This window comes from Shinella sp. SUS2 (assembly GCF_001262505.1).
Taxonomy (GTDB): Bacteria; Pseudomonadota; Alphaproteobacteria; order Rhizobiales; family Rhizobiaceae; genus Shinella.
Map to the genome: position 1 here is coordinate 1 of NZ_KQ410757.1, position 14,810 is coordinate 14,810.

The 14,810-nt window shown below is 61.0% G+C and carries 16 protein-coding genes; 7 read left to right on the plus strand and 9 right to left on the minus strand.

What is annotated here, in order from left to right:
* Positions 1–185: 185 nt before the first annotated feature.
* From AKG11_RS30210 to AKG11_RS30220, 4 genes are all read left to right on the plus strand, one after another.
* A complete protein-coding gene (locus tag AKG11_RS30210; RefSeq protein ID WP_050746636.1) occupies positions 186–2,243 on the plus strand; it encodes a 2Fe-2S iron-sulfur cluster-binding protein in 2,058 nt (685 codons plus the stop codon).
* Positions 2,244–2,439: 196 nt separating this feature from the next.
* Positions 2,440–2,904 (plus strand): nuclear transport factor 2 family protein, encoded by a 465-nt coding sequence (locus AKG11_RS30215; RefSeq protein ID WP_050746660.1) that lies wholly within the window; start codon positions 2,440–2,442, stop codon positions 2,902–2,904.
* A gap of 133 nt (positions 2,905–3,037) precedes the next feature.
* Positions 3,038–3,457: a carbonic anhydrase family protein gene (locus AKG11_RS35510; protein WP_245290278.1), complete on the plus strand. Its 420-nt coding sequence runs from the start codon at positions 3,038–3,040 to the stop codon at positions 3,455–3,457.
* The gene (locus AKG11_RS30220; protein ID WP_050746637.1) at positions 3,424–4,314 is read left to right on the plus strand and encodes a LysR family transcriptional regulator; all 891 of its coding nucleotides are present in this window, start codon (positions 3,424–3,426) and stop codon (positions 4,312–4,314) included. The genes AKG11_RS35510 and AKG11_RS30220 overlap by 34 nt, the downstream gene beginning before the upstream one ends.
* A 32-nt stretch (positions 4,315–4,346) precedes the next feature.
* Here the strand turns inward: AKG11_RS30220 and AKG11_RS34830 are convergent, their stop codons facing one another.
* Positions 4,347–4,802, minus strand: coding sequence for a hypothetical protein (locus AKG11_RS34830; RefSeq protein ID WP_156334177.1), 456 nt, complete (start codon positions 4,800–4,802; stop codon positions 4,347–4,349).
* 186 nt (positions 4,803–4,988) lie between these two features.
* On the opposite strand from AKG11_RS34830, the gene istA reads away from it, so the two are divergent.
* Positions 4,989–6,509 (plus strand): IS21 family transposase, encoded by a 1,521-nt coding sequence (istA, locus tag AKG11_RS30225; protein WP_024271368.1) that lies wholly within the window; start codon positions 4,989–4,991, stop codon positions 6,507–6,509.
* A complete protein-coding gene (istB, locus tag AKG11_RS30230; protein ID WP_024271369.1) occupies positions 6,499–7,293 on the plus strand; it encodes an IS21-like element helper ATPase IstB in 795 nt (264 codons plus the stop codon). Before istA ends, istB begins: the two co-directional genes overlap by 11 nt.
* Before the next feature lie 134 nt (positions 7,294–7,427).
* Here istB and AKG11_RS30235 read toward each other — a convergent pair whose 3' ends face one another.
* The 4 genes from AKG11_RS30235 to AKG11_RS30250 all read right to left on the minus strand — a co-directional run bounded on the left by AKG11_RS30235 (position 7,428) and on the right by AKG11_RS30250 (position 10,316).
* Positions 7,428–8,210 (minus strand): alpha/beta fold hydrolase, encoded by a 783-nt coding sequence (locus AKG11_RS30235; RefSeq protein ID WP_197284039.1) that lies wholly within the window; start codon positions 8,208–8,210, stop codon positions 7,428–7,430.
* 235 nt (positions 8,211–8,445) lie between these two features.
* Complete coding sequence (locus AKG11_RS30240; RefSeq protein ID WP_050746638.1) at positions 8,446–8,862, minus strand: DUF5615 family PIN-like protein; 417 nt, start codon at positions 8,860–8,862, stop codon at positions 8,446–8,448.
* On the minus strand, positions 8,859–9,512 hold the full coding sequence (locus tag AKG11_RS30245) for a DUF433 domain-containing protein (protein WP_050746639.1): 654 nt from the start codon (positions 9,510–9,512) through the stop codon (positions 8,859–8,861). Before AKG11_RS30245 ends, AKG11_RS30240 begins: the two co-directional genes overlap by 4 nt.
* A gap of 360 nt (positions 9,513–9,872) precedes the next feature.
* The gene (locus AKG11_RS30250; protein ID WP_050746640.1) at positions 9,873–10,316 is read right to left on the minus strand and encodes a helix-turn-helix domain-containing protein; all 444 of its coding nucleotides are present in this window, start codon (positions 10,314–10,316) and stop codon (positions 9,873–9,875) included.
* A gap of 69 nt (positions 10,317–10,385) precedes the next feature.
* Here AKG11_RS30250 and AKG11_RS35900 point away from each other — a divergent pair, with 69 nt between their 5' ends.
* On the plus strand, positions 10,386–10,952 hold the full coding sequence (locus AKG11_RS35900; RefSeq protein WP_050746641.1) for an MFS transporter: 567 nt from the start codon (positions 10,386–10,388) through the stop codon (positions 10,950–10,952).
* A gap of 20 nt (positions 10,953–10,972) precedes the next feature.
* Here the strand turns inward: AKG11_RS35900 and AKG11_RS30260 are convergent, their stop codons facing one another.
* Genes AKG11_RS30260 through AKG11_RS30275 form a run of 4 tightly spaced genes read right to left on the minus strand, consistent with a single transcriptional unit; the run spans position 10,973 to position 14,779 of the window.
* Complete coding sequence (locus tag AKG11_RS30260) at positions 10,973–11,965, minus strand: MDR/zinc-dependent alcohol dehydrogenase-like family protein (RefSeq protein WP_050746642.1); 993 nt, start codon at positions 11,963–11,965, stop codon at positions 10,973–10,975.
* 10 nt (positions 11,966–11,975) lie between these two features.
* Positions 11,976–13,049 (minus strand): ABC transporter ATP-binding protein, encoded by a 1,074-nt coding sequence (locus AKG11_RS30265; RefSeq protein ID WP_050746643.1) that lies wholly within the window; start codon positions 13,047–13,049, stop codon positions 11,976–11,978.
* Between the two features lie 10 nt (positions 13,050–13,059).
* On the minus strand, positions 13,060–13,884 hold the full coding sequence (locus tag AKG11_RS30270; protein WP_050746644.1) for a carbohydrate ABC transporter permease: 825 nt from the start codon (positions 13,882–13,884) through the stop codon (positions 13,060–13,062).
* A gap of 4 nt (positions 13,885–13,888) precedes the next feature.
* Positions 13,889–14,779: a carbohydrate ABC transporter permease gene (locus tag AKG11_RS30275; protein ID WP_050746645.1), complete on the minus strand. Its 891-nt coding sequence runs from the start codon at positions 14,777–14,779 to the stop codon at positions 13,889–13,891.
* Positions 14,780–14,810 lie beyond the last annotated feature (31 nt).

Consider the following 14,810-nt stretch of genomic DNA (forward strand, 5'->3'; position numbering starts at 1 on the left):
CCCGGCGGTCTCAGGCCGGCGCCACCGTGGCCGACTGTTGCTCCGCCCCGTGGCCGGTTTTTACTCCGCCGTTGACACGCTGCCGGGTTTTGTGGATTTCGTCCGCACGCCGGTCGGACTCGCAGCAGCCTGAATGCGAGCGGAGCGTGCCTGCCCGCGCGCTCTGCTACTCTTGGAGGCGAGACATGCGCGACAAGACACTGCCGACATGGCACGAAGGCGAAAAGCTTCTTCAGGAGAAGGTGGGCGTTGTCGAACGCATGACCGTCGTCGGCCAGCGCGTCGTCCGCGACTACATGCCCGACCAGCATCGCGACTTCTACGCCCAGCTCCCCTTTATCGTGCTCGGCAGCGTCGATTCCGGGGATGACGCATGGGCGACCTTCGTCGAGGGCCGTCTCGGCTTCATGTCCTCTCCTTCGCCGACCGTGCTCGACATTGTGGCGCCAAAGGACGCAACCGACCCGGCCAGCGAGGGCATTGCGGACGGCAAGCCGGTCGGTCTGCTCGGCATCGAGATGCACACCCGTCGCCGCAATCGCATGAACGGATTCGTTTCCGCGATGGAGGACGGCTTTCGCGTCAACGTCGACCAGAGCTTCGGAAACTGTCCACGCTATATCCAGATGCGTGATTTCGCGTTCACTCGCGAACCCGGGCAGGCATTTTCGGGCACTATGGAGGACCTTCCCGAATTCGACGATCCGGCCCGTGCCATGATAAGAAGTGCCGACGCCTTCTTCGTCGCATCCTATGTCGACCGCGAAGACCGGCGGCAGGTGGATGTCTCCCATCGTGGCGGGAATGCCGGCTTCGTCCGTGTCGGGGATGACGGGACGCTGACGATCCCGGACTTCGACGGCAACCTGTTCTTCGCGACACTCGGCAACATCCTGCTGAACGGCAGGGCGGGGCTGCTTTTCGTGGACTTCACGACAGGCGATATGCTGCAGATGGCCGGTGACGCCGAGGTCATTCTGGACTCCCCCGAGATCGCGGCCTTCCAGGGGGCCGAACGGCTCTGGACGTTCAAGCCCCGGCGGATCGTCCGCCGCGCCAATGCCCTGGCTCTGCGTTGGGGTTTCCAGAAGGACGGTTGGTCCCCGAGCTCCCTGATGACGGGCAACTGGGCACAGGCTGGCGACCGGCTCCGCGCGGCTGAACTTGCCAAGCAGTGGCGCCCGCTGACCGTTGCCAGGATCGTCAAGGAGAGCGAAACGATCTGCTCGTTCCACCTGCAGCCACGCGATGGCGCGGGACTTCTGCCGCATGCCGCCGGGCAACACCTGCCGATCCGCGTGACGCCGCCAGGCCGCGAAAGGCCCGTGATCCGGACCTATTCGCTTTCCGTCGCGCCCTCGGACGGTGCCTACCGCATCAGCGTCAGGCGGGACGGACTGGTGTCGCAGTTCCTGCACGACAGCGTTGCCGTCGGCGACGTCATCGAGGCGCGGGCACCGGCCGGCGGCTTCACCATCGACGCCGGGGCGACACGCCCGGCCGTGCTCGTTGCCGGCGGCGTCGGGATTGCGCCGCTACTCGCGATGCTCCGCCACCTTGTCTACGAAGGGCTTCGCACGCAGCGCATTCGTCCTGTCACGCTGTTCCATGCCGCCCGTTCGAAGACCGAACGGCCCTTCAAAAAGGAAATAGCCGAACTCGCCGATGCGACGAAAGGCGTGATGCGCGTTGTTCGGGTCCTGAGCGACATCGACGGCGCCACATTGGGTATCGACTATGATGCCGCCGGCAGGATCGACATGGCGCTGCTGACCCGCCACTTGCCGTTCAACGACTACGACTTCTATCTCTGCGGCCCGCCGCAGTTCACCCAGGCAATTTACGACGGGCTTCGGGGCTACAATATCGCCGAAGACCGCATTCATGCCGAGGCGTTCGGCCCCTCGTCGCTGAAGCGAAACACTATCGCGGCCGCGACTGCGCCGGTTCCGGCCCGTGCACCGCCGTCCACCCGACCCGTGCCGGTCGTGTTCACGAAGTCGGTGAAGGAGGCGCGCTGGACGCCTGATTCCGGCACGCTGCTGGAACTGGCGGAGGCGCGCGGCCTCGAACCCGAGTTCAGTTGCCGCACAGGAACCTGCGGCACATGCCGCACCAAGCTGATCAAGGGTACGGTGACCTATGTGAAGGAGCCGATCGCGACGATCGACGAAGACGAGATCCTGCTTTGCTGCGCCGTCCCTGCAGACGAGGTTCGCGGCGGTATCCAGGTGGCGGTCTGAAGGCGGGGATTGCTGCGTCACGCGCAATAGTGCGTTCCTCGTTTTCGACGTTCAGCCTCAGGCGTTGTGGCGTCATTCTGCACATACGGGAGCCGCGTCTCTCACAACCGCCAAGAAGTTACAGATATCACGCATGACGGTGACGTCATCGCGCCACCCCTTTCCTTTTCTTTGCAGCAACCCGAGGAGTTGAATGATGTCTCGTCCCCCGCTTCCCCCGTTCACCGAACAGAGTGCCATCGAAAAGATCCGCTTCGCGGAAGATGGCTGGAACAGTCGCGATCCCGCGAAGGTGGCTCTCGCCTATACCCTGGACACGCGGTGGCGCAACCGCGCCGAATTCGTGACCAACCGTGCAGAAGCGCAAGCCTTCCTGACCCGCAAGTGGAACAAGGAACTGGAATACCGCCTGATCAAGGAGCTCTGGGCCTTCACAGGAAACCGGATTGCCGTGCGCTACGCCTACGAGTACCGCGATGACAGCGGCCAATGGTTCCGCGCCTATGGCAACGAGAACTGGGAATTCACCGACGACGGCCTGATGCGGACCCGCCATGCCAGCATCAACGAACACCCGATCACCGAGGCTGATCGGAAGTTTCGCTGGCCACTTGGCCGTCGGCCGGACGATCACCCCGGCCTGAGCGATTTCGGCTTCTAAAGTAATTCCAGCGAAAGTGCGAAGCAGTTTAGCGTCCGGGAATTGCATTAAAATAAGAGTTAGCGTGTTTTCGTGATTCAAAGACAAGCGGAAATGCTCTGGATCACGGCCCACGTTTGGGAGAGATCGACCCATGACCGGGTTCAAGCTGGACGAGCGCATCCGACTGCCGGTGGAGCTCGCGCTCACTGCGACGAGCAACGATTCTTTCCTGTTTCGGAAACAGGAAGAATCCGCACGCGCCATAGGCATGATGGGCGCAGAGATCGACGTTGCGCGAAGGGGGTTCAGTTTCGATCTCAAGACATCGATGGCGATAGCATTGGCGCTGGCGGTTCGTGAAGAAAACCGTCAGCGTGCTCTTGCACAGGCCTGTGCGCGCGAAGCTGCGCGGAAATCGAGAAGATGGCCGCGGCATTCCGGCAGTCGAGCTCCTGAGCCACGGTCGGTTTCACATGAAGTCTTGCTGCCTTACCCAAGACATCCCTACTATCGTCCCCAGTGCTGGGAGGTAAGCAGATGGATCGTTGGCAAGCAATGCGGATATTCGTGAAGGTCGCAGAAACCGAGAGTTTTGCAGAAACTGCCCGCCACCTGCATATGAGCGCGCCTGCAGTGACACGCGCCGTCGCTTCGCTCGAGGGGCTCATCGGAGCGCGTCTGTTCGTACGAACGACGCGCTCGGTAAAGATGACCGAGACAGGGTCACGCTATTTCAAGGATTGCCGCCGTATTCTTGCGGACATCGCTGAAGCAGAGGCTGCAGCGGGAGGCTCCGATGCCAGGCCGACGGGAACGCTTTCTCTGACCGCTTCAGTGTTGTTTGGCCAAATGCATGTGCTTCCGATCGTGATGGAATATCTCGACGCTTATCCCACCATGAAGGCCAAGACCCTTTTCGTTGATCGTCCCGTCAACATTGTCGATGAAGGGATCGATGTGGCGGTCCGTATCGGCCGTCTCCCGGACTCGGGTCTTTCGGCCACAAAGGTCGGCACTGTCCGGCGTGTTATCTGCGGATCGCCGGACTATTTCGAGCGTTATGGCATTCCGAATACTCCAGCGGACCTCAAGGATCACCGCATCGCCGCCTCGACAGGCGCCTGGGCCTCACCTGAATGGCGGTTCGCCAACGAACAGCGCGTGACAATCGATGCCACCCTCCAATGCAACACCAACGAAGCGGCAATCACATTCGCACGACAAGGCCGGGGGCTGACCAGAGTTCTCCACTACCAGATCGGACCGGCACTCATGGCAGCAGATTTGCAGATCGTACTCAGCGAGTATGAAGAGCCGCCAATACCCATCCATATCCTGCATCCAGAGGGGAGGTCCGCCTCAGCGAAGGTTCGCGCGTTCGTAGCTATCGCTCAAGCAGTCCTTCGTGAGAATCGTTTTCTCAACTGAATTCTCTTGCGGACACTTCAGTCTGTGACGTCTCAGGCTTGTGCCGGCCGGGCTCCCTTACTGAAGGACTGCAACGCTTGAGGATGCTTGCTGAGCGCGTATGAAACGCCTCCCGTGAAAAAGCCAACATCTTCTGCCCGAGGCCACCAGAGGCTTCCATCTTTTCGTTCAGCTCTCGCCAGTGCGTCTGGATCCGCCACCAGTGCCGCCCATTGCTTTTCCAGACGATCGGCTTGACCATCGGTCAACATGGATGACGCATATTGCCGTAGAGCCTTACCTGCTCTGAAGCCCTCAAGATAGTTCGCAACGCCGAGTGGATCATTGTCGACAGCTAGCGCCTGATTTTCGAGGTCTGCCACGCCAGGCTTTCCTGCTGACAGAAAGGTCTCACCTGAAAGGCGTTGCGCTACGGTAGGTGTAGTTTCGAAATGAAAGTGCGTCACAAAGGCGAAAATCGCCACTACCTTGCCGCGGATCATCATCATCCTCGCCTGTCCAAGTCCCCCTGCCTACGGTCGACTCATTTCGCCAGCGAAAAACAACCGCTAAGCCGATAATGTGTTGGTTTCCACGCAGAACTGAGCCGGTTAGGCGCATAATTTCCATTGAGAATTGAGCCATGTGAACCTTCCCCCAACGCGGAGAGCGACGGGGGCAACGGAGTGATCCACATGGGACTTTTAAACATCATCCGTCGGATGAAGCTGCGCGAGAAGCTGTCTGTACGCGAGATCAGCCGGCGAACCGGATTGTCGCGCAATACGATCGCAAAGTATCTGAGCGCTGGTACGATCGAGCCGACGTTCACGGTACCGGAAAGACCGAGCAAGCTTGATCCTTTTGCCGACAAACTCTCTGGCTGGCTGAAGACCGAGGCCGGCAGAACGCGCAAGCAGCGCCGGACGTTGAAGCAGCTTCATGCCGATCTGATGGCTCTGGGATTTACCGGCTCCTATGGCCGGGTCGCCGCATTCGCCCGTGAGTGGCGGGTTGAGCAGCAAACGGCTGGCCGCGGCATATTCGTTCCTCTGTCTTTCCGCCCAGGGGAAGCATTCCAATTCGATTGGAGTGAGGATTATGCCGTGATCGGCGGCGAGCGCACGAAGCTTCAGGTCGCGCATATCAAGCTATCGCATAGTCGCGCGTTTCTGGTCCGAGCCTACCTGCTGCAAACGCACGAGATGCTCTTCGACGCCCATTGGCACGGGTTCCGCGTGTTCGGCGGTGTACCTGGTCGCGGCATCTACGACAACATGAAGACCGCGGTCGATCGTGTTGGCCGCGGCAAGGAACGGCAAGTCAACGTCCGCTTCCAGGCGATGACGAACCATTACGTCTTTGCGCCCGAGTTCTGCAATCCCGCCGCGGGATGGGAGAAGGGCCAGGTGGAGAAGAACGTCCAGGATTCTCGTCCCCGCCTATGGCAACAGATGCCCGACTTCCCGGATTTGGCAACGTTGAACCTCTGGCTGGAACAGCATTGCCAGGACCTGTGGCAGGAAACAGCGCATGGGAGCCTTCCCGGTTCGATCGCGGATGTTTGGGGTGATGAGCAGCCTGCGTTAATGGCATTGCCCGCGATGTTTGACGGTTTCGTCGAGCAGAGCAAGCGCGTCTCACCCACATGCCTGATCACCTTCGAGCGGAACCGCTACAGCGTGCCGGCATCTTTTGCGAACAGGCCTGTCAGCCTGCGGATTTATCCCGAGCGGCTGGTCGTTGCAGCCGAGGGCAATATCCTCTGCGAACATCCGCGGATCATAGAGCGCAGCCACGACAAACCACCACGGACGATCTACGACTGGCGGCATTACCTTGCCGTCATCCAGCGCAAGCCCGGTGCTTTGCGCAATGGTGCACCCTTCCTGGAATTGCCACCCGCCTTGCGCAAATTGCAGGACCAGATGCTTCGCCGCCTCGGCGGTGATCGTGAGATGGTCGATATTCTTGCGCTCGTTCTTCATCACGACGAACAAACCGTCGTCAGGGCTGTGGAACTGGCTCTGGATCAAGGCGTTGCGACCAAGACGCATGTGCTGAATCTGCTGCATCGGCTGATCGACGGCAAGACGACTGACGGCCCTGACATCGACACGCCACAGGCGCTAACGTTGCTGCGTGAACCCAAGGCTAACGTCGAACGCTACGATGGTTTGCGGGTCCGGACTGTGGGAGGTCGCCATGCGTCATGATCCCGCCAGCGCCGCCATCGTCATCATGCTGCGTAGCCTAAAGATGTATGGCATGGCCCAAGCGGTCACGGACCTGATCGAACAAGGAGCGCCGGCGTTCGATGCGGCCGTACCGATCCTATCGCAGTTGCTGAAGGCCGAGATGGCAGAGCGTGAGGTTCGCTCCATCGCCTATCACATGAAGGCGGCTCGCTTCCCGGCCTACAAGGATATCTCCGGATACGACTTCGCCGCCAGCGAGATCAACGAGGCCAACGTGCGCCAACTGCACCGATGCGAGTTCATGGATGGAGCGCAGAATATCGTGCTCGTCGGCGGGCCGGGCACAGGAAAAACACACGTCGCGACCGCCCTCGGTGTCCAGGCTATCGAGCACCATCGCCGAAAGGTCCGCTTCTTTTCGACCATCGAATTGGTCAATGCGCTCGAGCAGGAGAAGGCCAGAGGCAAGGCTGGCCAGATCGCCGAGACGTTGGTCCGCCTCGACCTGCTGATCCTGGATGAACTCGGATACCTCCCCTTTAGTGCGTCAGGCGGAGCGCTGCTCTTCCACCTGCTGAGCAAGCTCTATGAACGCACCAGCGTCATCATCACCACCAACCTCAGCTTCAGCGAATGGGCAACCGTTTTCGGCGACGCCAAGATGACCACCGCTCTGCTCGATCGTCTGACCCACCGTTGCCACATCCTGGAAACAGGAAACGACAGCTTCCGCTTCAAGGCCAGCTCGGCCGCAGCAGCACAGAAGAGAGGAGAAAAGGCCAATCCCTTGACCAAACCCTGATCAGAAAACCATACTCAGAAGTGGCTCACTTCTCGGTGGAAAAACCGGCTCAGTTCCGCGCGGAAACCAACAGATAATGGTCAAGTTTGGATATTTTGTGTGGTGCCGTGAGCATGCTGCAACCGTCGCCCTTCCTAACTGAATCCACCCGGCGGAATTATGTCCGCCGGACGCTTCGATATGCAAGCGACGGATCGCGAATGGGATTTTGTTGCGGCGTTCATGCCTGTGTCAACGGCGGAGTAAAAACCGGCCTCGGGCCTCAGCGTGCCGGCCGCGCTTGGCATCTCATCGGGAAGTTCGCCTTCCGGGAAGATGAAGCCGCTGCCAGGTTCGAGAGCGGCGATCCCCTCGACGTTCTCGCTCTTGATCGCCGTCAGCCAGCCCGGCCCACCGGCCTGCGAATGCGAGAACAGGATGCCGGAGCCAGTCTTTGCGAACAGGGCTGCCATTGCATCCGAGATCACGCCGGCATCGTAGGGGCCGGTGTTCGGCGTCACTGAGCGGAAGAACTGGTCGAACGGAGCGGGCTGGACCGTTGCGGCGACTGTGCTGTTGCCGGCGCGGCCACGACGCGGCTGATCGACGATATAGACCGGGAAATGCCGGCGCAGGAACATCGTCTGGAAGCCTTCGCGCCCATCCGATGTGGTTTCCCAACTGCGGCCCGACTGGTAGGCGCCGTGCAGCATGACGATCGGAAGCGGCTTCGGGTCCTGGTAAAAGGCGTAGAGATGATCGCCGTGGAAGTTTTGCGCCTCGGTGGTCGGCTTGTTGTTGTCGTAGGTGCCGGACGTCTTGGCCACCGTTCCGCCGACGGCGAAGCTACCTTGCTCCTGAATAGTCAGAGGCTCGAACTTTGTCGCCTGGTGAGGCATCGCAGCCGCCAGGGAAAGCAAACCGGCCATCACCACCATAGACGCGACGAATTGATTGCGTGAGCACAAGGCACCTATCCTTCTTCCCGTTGTCATGCCGGGAAAGATCGAGCCTATGCCATTCCGCGATTAGATGTATCGGGATGCGTCTTTAAGGTCAGCTTCATAATTGGCAACCGCCGTTCCGGCGTTTCTCTCACCTCGTCATCGTGAACATCGTCCGCTGATGCGTGAGCGGACTTTTCGGGATCCTCAAGTGAGAGATGACGGCTGCTCATTCGTTTGGCAGGGCGTAGCGAAGTATGCGCAGCTCGTCTTCATCCTCAAGTGAAACCTCCAGCACCTGGTTGATCAAGTCAGGCTCCGCCTCCAACTCCGCAAGTGCCTGCTCGAAGAGTTCGATCTGCATGTCTAAATCCATGCCGGGTGGGCCATTGAGGCAGATTAGCCCGGCATGGATGGCGACGTCTGCATACTGGCCCTTGGAACCGGGAGTGTCCTTTGGACCCCGAAAATCCACGGAGTTCTTGGTTACGAATGTCCAGTCACCCTGGAGGATGATCGGCTTCAGTTCCCAATCCTTGCGGCCGGCCAAACCTATCCAGACGATGTGGCTCGTTTCCCCATGACCTTTGCCGATTGCGAGTTTGGCAAGTTCCGGACTGAGGCATTCATCAATCAGAAATTTCATCCCGCCTTCCTGCGACGGGCGACACGGCGGTCGACGATGATAGTTGCGCCCTCGGGCAAATCGGAGGAGACGCGCGGCCGCCCACGAAGGGGGTTTGCCTCCGCGTAGATCGCAGCGAGACGCACCTTTTCCGCGTCGAGGCTTGGCCAAGTGTCCAGAATCTGCTCGATCGGGAGACCAGCCGCCGCGGAAGCGGCGACATCATAGACCGGAACACGCGTGCCATTGACGACCGGCGTGCCGCCTAAGATATCCGGCGATACCGCGACGAGTTCGCGAGCGGCCGCAAGATCGTCCAACCGCTTGCTTGTCTCCCGGACGAATGGAAGCAGGTCGATTGTCAGGAATTCGTCGTGTACAGTCCAATCCTCGCGCAGCAGCGCAGCCCAGGCGAGCGCCCGCGAGCGCGTGAGGCGCGGACCGACGGTCTTGATTGCAAAGAGCCGCTCCTCCGAGGTCAGGCGTCTGGCGCTCTCGAAGTAAAAGGCAATGAATGAGCACGCGCCGGCGAGAATGTGCCGGCCATTGTCGAGCGAGACAAACGCCTCTGGCAGGATATGTTCGTCGATGGCGCGGTTCACGTCGCGCAGGCTCACGCGCGAAACGACAGCGGCCTCGCTCGCCTTCAGCATTTCCGCAACCTCGGGCATATGGGCCTCCTGATTAATTCTTCCGATAGATCGGAATATATATTCCGGGCGCTACGATTACAAGATATCAGGCTCGCGTTGGGCCATTCACACCTACGCGGCGGCGTCGATCGCCTGGCTGCGGAGTGAAGACGAGAGGACATGATAGCCGACCGCCACGGCGATCTCCCGCACCTCTATTTATGTCCATGAAAGAACATTATAATGGACATTCAACGCGATGAGCTGCTTAGAAATGTGTAGGTCGCGAGTTCGGATCCCATCAAGAGCCCACGCCTTCACCTACTTCAAACAACCTGATGAACCACTTTCTCGGCGCAGATTGCCACGCTCGGGGCGTAGCCGGACGGGCTCTCGTGGCTATACTTCCTCCGCTTTCAATGACCGCTTTGGGGGACCGCTCGCCTGGCCTTCACGTTTGATGGCCCCATGGATCAGCCTTCGGAACGTGGGGCATTCCATATGCGATGGGGCCGGACAATCGGCGATATGACGCAGTGTCTCGCGCAGCGCCGTCAGCTCCGCGATCTGTTGATCGATGTGCTGGGCCTTTCGACGCAGCAAGTCGCGGGGCAGATCCGGTAATCCATTCCGGCCGAACATGCCGGCGATCTCCTCCAGCGAGAAACCCGCCGATTTCCCCATGGCGATCAGCTTGAGTTGCAGCAGCACCTCGGGCGGAAACTGCCGGCGCAGGCCGTGACGCGATACCGAGGCGATCAGACCCACTTCCTCATAATAGCGCAGGGCCGACGGCTTGATCCCTGTGCGCGCGGCAACCTCACCGATATCCAGGAATTTCATGCTTAACCTCAAGTTGGCTTGAAGTGGCAGCTTGCTCCTCAGTTAATCATTCGACAAGAGGAAACGACATTGGACACCATCAATTCACCCCGATCGCTGACGGGTAGAACCGGCATCACGATCGCCCTGTCGCTGGCCACTGGTCTGGCCTCGCTCGGCACCAGCATTGCCAACACCGCCTTGCCTGAATTGGCAACGGCCTTTGCCGCGCCGCTTCCGCAGGTGCAGGCCGTCACGGTGGCCTATCTCGCCAGCCTGACGGTCTGCGTCGTCGTCGCCGGCCGTCTTGCCGATCGTTTCGGTGCCAAGGCGATGCTCGTGCTGGGCCTGGTGCTGTTTGCGTTGGCCACCGGGCTGTGCGCCGCCGCGCCGACCTTGTCGGTGCTGATCGTTGCAAGGACGTTTCGACGAGCGCGGTACCGAGGCTGTGATCCCCCGCCATGTCGAAACCGCAAGGTCCAGTACGAGTACGACCGCGCCGTTTACAAGCAGCGCAACGTCATCGAGCGTATGTTCTGCCGTCTCAAGGACTGGCGTCGCCTCGCCACCCGCTTGATCGCAACATCAAAAACTTCATGGGTGCCGTCGCTCTCGCCGCAGCCGTCATCTGGTGGCTGTCGTGAGTCCAGACCCTAGACGCCGGCCCATTACGGCATCTAGGGTCCCCAATCTAAGACAATGAACGGCTCAGCAATGTCGCGTTGCATGATGCCGGCATAGAGCATTTCGGGCGCCCCGGGCGTCGCCCGATGGATTAGGCCATCGAGCGGGATTCTGTCTTGGGCGAGCCAGGTCAGGGCGCGGGAGAAGCCGCTGAAAATCGAATGCGGCGCATTGTTGTAGCCTTCCAGCAGTTCCTCCCACAGGAAACTCCTGCCGTGCATGGGCAATTCCCATTCCCAGCCCGAACGAAGCGTGACGTGCTTGAAGAACACGGCGTTGGTAATGTCATGCGCCGTGAGGTCGGTGTATTTCCGCCACGGTACGCCGACAAGGACGACCTCCCCCATGCGGCGGACCATATTGCAGCCTTCCAGCACCGCGCCCTCATGACCTGAACAATCGACGACAAGCGCCACCCGGCCCTGGATATCCGGATCGTCGAGGGGCATCTGCGCGCGGGTGTCGGCGATGCCGCTCTGTTCGAGTTGCCTGCGCCGCAGCGCGTCGGGATCCACGACCGTAACGAGGTAACCGCCGATCCGGAACAGGTGAGCGGCGAGGAAGCCGACGGGACCTGCGCCCGTGATGACGACGCGATCGCCCGGTCGAGCCCTGGTTGTCATCAAGGTCGTCATGGAAACGCCCATCAGGCGCGCGATGACCGCGGTGTCGGGCGCCATGCCCTCCGGCAGGAGAAGCGTGTTCTCGGCGGCATGGGTCTGCGTCGATCGATGATAGCCCATAGCAAAGCGCCGCTCGCCCGGCTTCACGCCCGTAACGCCCTCGCCGATCTCCTCGACTTCGAAGACCGCGGCATAACCTGGCCGGACGGGGAACGTATCGCCATTGGCCCAGCCGATCTCCGTGCCCTGGCTGATCAGCGTGCAGAGCGTTCGCCCCCGGATCTCGCCGGGCTGGAGCAGGAGATCGTCATAGGATCGGAGTTCGAAGGTCTGGCGGGCGGGAATGATGATTTCTGATGGCATATCGAGACTTTCAGGAAAGGAGCGTGGCGCCGGTCGCCGCATCGAAGAGATGCAGGCCGGCCGTGTTGAAGGCGATGTGAACCGACGCGTCATTTGCCGGGCGGCTTGCCGCGGAAACCTGCGCGATCAGTTCGTGAGGACCGACCCGCAGATCGAGGAGCGCGTCGTCGCCGAGATATTCGGTCACCTCGACGGTGGCGCGCAGGGCGCCGGGCGCATCCGCAGACACCAAAGTGACATCCGAGGGACGGATGCCGATCAGCACGGCCTGACCCTCCGTCAGGCGACCGGTGAAACGGTCGGGCAGGGGGAGGGTGAAGGCCTCGGCTTGCAGCTTTCCGCCCATCTGGCGCGCCGGCACGAGATTCATGGCCGGGCTGCCGATGAAGGTCGCGACGAAGGTATTGGCGGGCCGGGTATAAACGTCTTCCGGACTGCCGACCTGTTCGACATGGCCATCCCGCATGATGACGATTTTGTCGGCCAGCGTCATGGCTTCAACCTGGTCGTGGGTAACGTAGAGCACGGTGGTGCCAAGCCGCTTGTGCAGCTTGCCGATCTCCCATCGCACCTGGGTGCGCAGCTTTGCGTCGAGGTTGGACAGGGGTTCGTCGAACAGGAAGACGTCGGGGGTCCGGACCATGGCGCGGCCCATCGCGACGCGCTGACGCTGGCCGCCCGACAGCGCCGAGGGTTTGCGCGCCAGCAGCGCGTCGAGGCCGAGGATGGCGGCGGTCTCGCGAACGCGGCGGTCGACTTCGCCGGGCGCGAGCCGCAATGGACGCAAGGCGAATTCCATGTTCTGCCGAACGGTCATGTGCGGGTAGAGCGCGTAATTCTGGAAGACCATGGCGATGCCGCGATCTTTCGGGGCCACGTCGTTGACGACGCGGCCGCCGATCGAGAGCGTTCCGCCGGAGACGTCTTCCAGCCCGGCCACCATGCGCAGGGTCGTGGTTTTCCCGCAGCCGGAAGGGCCGAGAAGCACGACGAACTCTCCATTTTCGATCGTCAGGTCGATGCCGTGCACGACCTCGAACGCGCCGTAGCGCTTGACCACTTTTTCCAGTGCGATGGACGACATGCGTCTCTCCTTACTTGACTGAGCCCATCGTCAGGCCGCGCACCAGCCAACGCTGGCAGGTCAGCACGAAGACGACGCCGGGGATGAGGATGATGAAGGAACCGGCCATGATGCGGCCCCACTGGACCGCGTCGGACGACCAGAAGGACATGACGGCAACGGTCGCGGTCTGCGCCTTCGAGCCCGTCAGCATCAGGGCGAACAGGAACTCGTTCCAGGAGAAGATGAAGCAGAACACCGCCGAGACCGCGAGTCCGGGTGCCGCGAGCGGCAGCGTGACCCGCCAGAAGGTTTCGAGGATGCCGTAGCCGTCGACCATGGCCGCCTCCTCGAGGGCCGAGGGGACCTCGTCGAAGAAGCCCTTCATCAGCCAGACGACCAGCGGGATGTTGGCGGTGGAATAGACGATGATCAGGGCGAGCGGTGTATCGAGCAGGCCGGCGGTCTTGAAGATGATGTAGTAGGGGACGACCACCGTGATTGGCGGGAACATGCGCAGCGACAGGATCCAGAAGGCGACGTCGTTCATGCGTCTGTGCCGGATACGGCTGATCGCATAGGCGGCGAGCGATCCGAAGACGAGGCTGATGGCCGTCGAGCCGAGGGCGACGATCAGGCTGTTGCCGATGAACTTCAGGAAGGGTCGCGCCGTGAAGAGCACGTGATAGTGCTCCCAGGTCGGGGTGAAGAAGAACGCCGGCGGTTTCTGGAACATGATCGGTGCGGGTTTCACCGATGAGGACGCGACGAGATAGATCGGCGTCAGAAAGACGATCAGCACCACGGCGAGAAGCAGATAGACGAGAATGGCCTGACGGGTAGAGGGCTTGTTCATGGGACTACTCCGTCGCCGCGCGGTCGCGGTTCAGCGACTTGAAGAAGAAGGTGACGAGGATGGTGATGATGGCCAGCGAGACGAAGGAGGCGGCCGCGCCCGTGCCCATGCGCCAGAAGGTGAAGGACTCGCGGTAGATGAACATGGAGAGCACTTCGGTGGAATCGCCCGGACCCCCCTTCGTGAGCACGAAGATGACGTCGTAGATCTTGAAGGCGTCGATCGCGCGCAGGAACATCAGGCTGACCAGCACCGGCTTCAACTGCGGCAGCGTCACCCGCCAGAAGACGTCCCAGCGCGAATTGCCGTCGATCAGGGCAGCCTCGTAAGGCTCCGGCGACAGCGAATGCAATGCAGCCGCGGTGCCCATCATGATGAAGGGCGTCCATTGCCAGATATCGGCGATCGCGATCGCCCAGAGCGCCCAGTTGGTGGTGGTGATCCAGCCGACGCCGGACAGGCCGACGAGGCCGAGGAAATAGTTGAGGTAACCGAGTTCCGGGAAGTAGAGGAACAGCCAGACGAGCCCCACGATGACGGGCGAGATCATCATCGGGATCAGAAGGAGGGTTCGCGCAAGACCCATTCCGGGCAACCGCTGGGTAACGAGAAGCGCAATGCCGACGCCGAGCACAAGCTGGATGGAGAGCGTCATCACCATCAGTTTGAGGGTCGTGGCAAGCGCATGCAGGAACGGGTCAGAGGACAGAATCTCGGCATAGTTCGCCCAACCGACGAAGATGCGCGGAATAAAGGGCTTGGCGAGGTCGTAGTTACGGAACGACAGCCATCCCGCATAGAGCATCGGATAGATCGTCGTGAGGAAAAGGACGGCGACGACGGGCAGCAGGAAAAGAAGGAAGATGCGCCTGTTGCGCGTTGCTTGATAGGCCATGTCGGAACTCCGGCGGTGAGGGGCGCCGCCC

Excerpts from the sequence above, each read along its gene's own strand:
- AKG11_RS30210 (WP_050746636.1), top strand. The coding sequence starts at position 186 with ATGCGCGACAAGACACTGCCGACATGGCACGAAGGCGAAAAGCTTCTT.
- AKG11_RS30215 (WP_050746660.1), top strand. The coding sequence starts at position 2,440 with ATGTCTCGTCCCCCGCTTCCCCCGTTCACCGAACAGAGTGCCATCGAA.
- AKG11_RS35510 (WP_245290278.1), top strand. The coding sequence starts at position 3,038 with ATGACCGGGTTCAAGCTGGACGAGCGCATCCGACTGCCGGTGGAGCTC.
- AKG11_RS30220 (WP_050746637.1), top strand. The coding sequence starts at position 3,424 with ATGGATCGTTGGCAAGCAATGCGGATATTCGTGAAGGTCGCAGAAACC.
- AKG11_RS34830 (WP_156334177.1), bottom strand. The coding sequence starts at position 4,802 with ATGATGATGATCCGCGGCAAGGTAGTGGCGATTTTCGCCTTTGTGACG.
- istA (WP_024271368.1), top strand. The coding sequence starts at position 4,989 with ATGGGACTTTTAAACATCATCCGTCGGATGAAGCTGCGCGAGAAGCTG.
- istB (WP_024271369.1), top strand. The coding sequence starts at position 6,499 with ATGCGTCATGATCCCGCCAGCGCCGCCATCGTCATCATGCTGCGTAGC.
- AKG11_RS30235 (WP_197284039.1), bottom strand. The coding sequence starts at position 8,210 with ATGGTGGTGATGGCCGGTTTGCTTTCCCTGGCGGCTGCGATGCCTCAC.
- AKG11_RS30240 (WP_050746638.1), bottom strand. The coding sequence starts at position 8,862 with ATGAAATTTCTGATTGATGAATGCCTCAGTCCGGAACTTGCCAAACTC.
- AKG11_RS30245 (WP_050746639.1), bottom strand. The coding sequence starts at position 9,512 with ATGCCCGAGGTTGCGGAAATGCTGAAGGCGAGCGAGGCCGCTGTCGTT.
- AKG11_RS30250 (WP_050746640.1), bottom strand. The coding sequence starts at position 10,316 with ATGAAATTCCTGGATATCGGTGAGGTTGCCGCGCGCACAGGGATCAAG.
- AKG11_RS30260 (WP_050746642.1), bottom strand. The coding sequence starts at position 11,965 with ATGCCATCAGAAATCATCATTCCCGCCCGCCAGACCTTCGAACTCCGA.
- AKG11_RS30265 (WP_050746643.1), bottom strand. The coding sequence starts at position 13,049 with ATGTCGTCCATCGCACTGGAAAAAGTGGTCAAGCGCTACGGCGCGTTC.
- AKG11_RS30270 (WP_050746644.1), bottom strand. The coding sequence starts at position 13,884 with ATGAACAAGCCCTCTACCCGTCAGGCCATTCTCGTCTATCTGCTTCTC.
- AKG11_RS30275 (WP_050746645.1), bottom strand. The coding sequence starts at position 14,779 with ATGGCCTATCAAGCAACGCGCAACAGGCGCATCTTCCTTCTTTTCCTG.